This window comes from Streptomyces sp. NPDC006655 (assembly GCF_040703965.1).
Taxonomy (GTDB): domain Bacteria; phylum Actinomycetota; class Actinomycetes; order Streptomycetales; family Streptomycetaceae; genus Streptomyces.
In genome coordinates this window covers 1-4,348 of sequence record NZ_JBEYJU010000217.1, presented here as the reverse complement: position 1 = coordinate 4,348, position 4,348 = coordinate 1, and the positions used below count along the sequence as shown (strand labels likewise).

5 protein-coding genes are annotated in these 4,348 nt (G+C 71.8%); 3 read left to right on the top strand and 2 right to left on the bottom strand.

The window, feature by feature from the left end:
• Positions 1-89: 89 nt before the first annotated feature.
• Entirely contained in the window at positions 90-395 is a 306-nt protein-coding gene (locus tag AB0958_RS44640) for a hypothetical protein (protein ID WP_366896212.1), read from the bottom strand.
• 118 nt (positions 396-513) lie between these two features.
• Between AB0958_RS44640 and AB0958_RS44635 the strand changes: the two genes are divergently transcribed.
• Entirely contained in the window at positions 514-1,338 is an 825-nt protein-coding gene (locus AB0958_RS44635) for a rhomboid family intramembrane serine protease (protein ID WP_366896211.1), read from the top strand.
• Between the two features lie 9 nt (positions 1,339-1,347).
• Here the strand turns inward: AB0958_RS44635 and hemE are convergent, their stop codons facing one another.
• Positions 1,348-2,415, bottom strand: coding sequence for a uroporphyrinogen decarboxylase (gene hemE, locus AB0958_RS44630; protein WP_366896210.1), 1,068 nt, complete (start codon positions 2,413-2,415; stop codon positions 1,348-1,350).
• 105 nt (positions 2,416-2,520) lie between these two features.
• On the opposite strand from hemE, the gene AB0958_RS44625 reads away from it, so the two are divergent.
• Together AB0958_RS44625 and AB0958_RS44620 are read left to right on the top strand one after the other, a co-directional pair.
• Positions 2,521-3,207 (top strand): DUF3000 domain-containing protein, encoded by a 687-nt coding sequence (locus AB0958_RS44625; protein WP_366896209.1) that lies wholly within the window; start codon positions 2,521-2,523, stop codon positions 3,205-3,207.
• Between the two features lie 290 nt (positions 3,208-3,497).
• Positions 3,498-4,157 (top strand): response regulator transcription factor, encoded by a 660-nt coding sequence (locus AB0958_RS44620; protein WP_005481878.1) that lies wholly within the window; start codon positions 3,498-3,500, stop codon positions 4,155-4,157.
• The last annotated feature ends 191 nt before the right edge of the window (positions 4,158-4,348 follow it).

The window sequence follows — 4,348 nt, the reverse complement described above, 5'->3', positions numbered from 1 at the left end:
GACCCAGGGGCGCTGGGGGTACCCCCGGCCGGAGGCTGGGGGAGGAACTGCGCGACCAGCCCCCACGCACCCGCACTCCGCAGCGGGCCCTAAGCCGTCCCGCTGATCCGCGGCAGCGAAGTGACCCCGGCCCCGCCCGGCGCAGCCGCGGCGGCACCCTGCTGCTCGGCCCCGGGACGGGCGTGCGCCGCCGCCGGCCGGGTCGAGCGCAGCCGGTTGCTCACCGCCTCGTCCAGCGTCACCGGCCGCTGCATCTGCGCCGCCAGCCGCCCGGCCTCCTGACCGAGCCGTGCCACGTCCTCCCAGGGAAGCCGCACGACAAGGGAGAGCTCCGCCTCGCCGTCGGGCAGGGCCTGCATGGGAGGGAACGCCTGAGGAGCAACCCGCTCGTTCATCGCCTGTCCTTACGTCGCCTGAACCAGAAGTCGGTTGCACAGACATACGCAGGCGGCCGGTGCGACGTTCACATGAACGCCCGGCTTTGGCCCGGCACTCCCTGGGCACTACTTACCTGTGGTCATTCCCGTCCATGACGTCAACCCGGTGCGCCGCACGCCGTACGTGACGTACGCGCTGATCGCCGCGAACGTCCTCGTGTTCCTGTTCACGCCCGGCATAGCCGGCTCCGTGGCCGGCGGCAGCGACCTGGCCCAGCTGTGCCATCTGCAGGCCTTCACGGACCACTACGCGGCGGTCCCCAGAGAGCTGATCCACCATCAACTGCCGCAGGTCGTGCCGACCGGGGAGGTGGGCGTCGGCCGCAACGGCGCCGGCTGCGTCGTCGGCCCGCCGAACTACCACAAGTCGCCGGCGCTGTCCGTCTTCACGGCGATGTTCCTGCACGGCAGCTGGCTGCACCTGCTGGGCAACATGCTGTTCCTGCTGATCTTCGGCAACAACGTCGAGGACCGGATGGGGCACATCCGGTTCTTCCTCTTCTACGTCTTCTGCGGCTACGCGGCCGGCTACGGCTTCGCGCTCCTGAACGCCTCCTCGGGCGACCCGCTGATCGGCGCGTCCGGCGCGATCGCCGGCGTCCTGGGCGCCTATCTGGTGCTCTTCCCGAGGGCCAGGGTGTGGGTCCTGGTGCCCTTCCTGATCTTCCTGCCGCTCCGGCTGCCCGCCTGGCTGGTGCTGGGCTTCTGGTTCGTGCTCCAGGCCGTGTACTCGTCCGGGGAGGGCGTCTCGGACGCGGGCACCGTGGCGTACGCGGCGCACGTCGTCGGCTTCCTGGTGGGCATGGTGCTCGCCTGGCCGCTCAAGCCGGGCACGCCCCCGCCGCCGGAACCGCGCGGCCTGCTGTTCGGCAGGCGGGCACGGCCCCGGCACGGCTGGTAGCGGACCGGGTCAGCGGGCGCTCTGGGTGTGGACGTACTCGACGAGGCGGGTCAGGGCGTCCGGGTCGGTGGACGGCATCACACCGTGGCCCAGGTTGAAGACGTGCCCTTCGAGACCGGCGGCCGCGTCGAGCACCTCGCGGGCCTTGGTCTCCACCGCCTCCTTGCCGGCGAACAGGACGGCCGGGTCGAGGTTGCCCTGGAGCGCCTTGCCGGGGCCGACCCGGCGAGCGGCCTCGTCGAGCGGGACCCGGTAGTCGACACCGACGACGTCGGCGCCGGCCTCGCCCATGAGGCCCAGCAGCTCGCCGGTGCCGACGCCGAAGTGGATGCGCGGGACGCCGTAGCCGGCGACGGCGTCGAAGACCTTCGCGGAGGCCGGCAGCACCGAGCGGCGGTAGTCGGCGGGGGCGAGCGCGCCGGCCCAGGAGTCGAAGAGCTGGACGGCGGAGGCGCCGGCCTCGATCTGCACCTTCAGGAACGCGGCCGTGATGTCGGCGAGACGGTCGAGCAGGTCGGCCCAGAGCTCCGGGTCGCCGTACATCATCGCCTTGGCGTTCTCGTACGTGCGGGAGGGGCCGCCCTCGATGAGGTAGCTCGCGAGGGTGAAGGGGGCGCCGGCGAAGCCGATCAGCGGGGTCGCGCCGAGCTCGGCGGTGAGCAGGCCGACCGCCTCGGTGACGTAGGAGACGTCCTCGGGGGTGAGGTCGCGGAGCTGGGCGAGGTCCGCGCGGGTGCGGATCGGGTTCGCGACGACCGGGCCGACGCCGGGCTTGATGTCGAGGTCGACACCGATGGCCTTGAGCGGGACGACGATGTCGCTGTAGTAGATCGCCGCGTCCACGTGGTGCCGGCGCACGGGCTGGAGGGTGATCTCGGCGACCAGCTCGGGCCGCGTGCACGACTCCAGCATCGGGACGCCCTCGCGCACCTTGTGGTACTCCGGCAGCGAGCGGCCGGCCTGCCGCATGAACCACACGGGGGTGTGGGGCACGGGTTCGCGCCTGCACGCCTTCAGGAAGGCACTGTCGTACGTCGCTGTCGGCTGCTGGCCCGTGGGGCTTCCGTTCGCACTCACGACGGCAAGTCTCGCACGCCCCGCGGGCCGGGCCTGCGGCACCCTCGGGGCCTTAGGTGGTGTCTCTCCCTGCGCGAAGGCGTCGTTCCCCTTACTCTTCCCCGCATGGCTGCGGCTCAGGGACGACTGTCGGACGGCGCTGGCGGGATGGACGAGGGTAAGGGCACCGGGGAGGGTGACGGACATACGGGGAGTACGGCGCCACCGCCGCCGCCGGCCTTCCGGGCCGCGGTCGACGCGCTGCGCGGCGCCCGGCTGCGGCCGCAGGTCGAGGTGGAGCCGACGCCCGCGCCGCAGCGCCTCGCGCCGTTCGCGTACGCCGTCGAGGCCGCGGTGGTCGACGGCGACCAGGACCTCGCCGACGGCCGGCTGGTGCTGCTGCACGACCCGGCCGGGCACGACGCCTGGCGCGGTACGTTCCGGCTGGTCACGCTGGTCCGTGCGGAGCTGGAGCCGGAGATGGCGGCCGATCCGCTGCTGCCCGAGGTCTGCTGGTCCTGGCTGACCGGGGCGCTCCAGGCCCGGGGGCTGTCGTACGGGGAGCCGAGCGGGACCGTCACGCGGGCGAGTTCGCACTACTTCGGCGGGCTGTCCGAACGCCCGGCCGCCTCGCAGATCGAGATCCGGGCCTCCTGGACGCCCCGGGAGGGCCGCACCGGCGTCCCGGACACCGCGGCGCACCTCGCCTCCTGGTGCGACCTGCTGGCGCAGGTGGCGGGGCTGCCGCCGGCCGGTCCCGGCGACGCCTCGGTGGTCACCCTGCCGCAGCGCCGCGACCCGCAGGCGCGCTGACCGTCCACAGGCGCGCCGCACCGTCCACGGGCGTCCCGTCGACTCACCCTTCATTGACCATCTCTTTGTCGATACGGCCACTTTCTGTCCCGTACCGCAACGGCCCGAACCGATTCGATCTTCGGATGATCGATCGCGTGTCCGAATTGCACGTATTGTTACTCACCAGATCGTGATCATTCTCTAAAGGCGGACGGGTTTGGTGCCGAAGACGACTGTGACCTTGAAAGCACGGTTCGTCCCGGCTTCATCCCCACAAGCCGGCCCCGTCCCCCCACCCAGGAGGCCTGGTGTCCGTTCTCCTAGAGCAGCCCGCAAGCCTGGTCGCCTACCGCCCGAACAAGCCCACCGCCATGGTGGTCGTGGCCGACCCCCGCGTACGTTCCACCGTCACCCGCCACCTGTGGGCGCTCGGCGTGCGCGATGTCATCGAGGCCTCGTCCATCGCGGAGGCTCGTCCCCGCATCGGCAACCCCCGCGACATCTGCGTCGCCGACGTCCACCTTCCCGACGGCTCCGGCCTGACCCTCCTGTCCGAGACCCGCGCCGCGGGCTGGCCCAACGGCCTGGCCCTGTCCGCGGCCGACGACATCGGCGCCGTGCGCAACGCCCTGGCCGGCGGGGTCAAGGGCTACGTCGTCACCGGCACCCGCACCAACATCGGGCTCCCCACCCGACCGGGTGCCGCCCCCATCGGTTCCGCCGCCCGCATGCACCGCCGCCCCCCGGGTGCCCCGAGCCACCCGGGTGGCTACCGCGAGCTCTCCGGCCGTGAGGTCGAGGTGCTCCGGCTGGTCGCGGAGGGCCAGTCGAACAAGGCGATCGGCGTCTCGATGGGACTGTCCGCCCTGACCGTCAAGAGCCACCTCGCCCGTATCGCCCGCAAGCTCGGCACGGGCGACCGGGCCGGGATGGTCGCCGTGGCGCTGCGCACCGGCATCATCCACTGACCCTCGTGGATTCCGTCACGTGAACCGGGTCGGCCGCAGGTCCGGTGTCACGTCGTATCCCGCTGTCCCCCGTTCGTGCATCTGATCTTCCACCGACCTGACTGGTTTACGACCCCTCGGCGCCCGTCGACGGAACGTTCCGTCGACGGACCCCCGCAAAACAGAAAAAAACACAACAAAAAAAAACACAA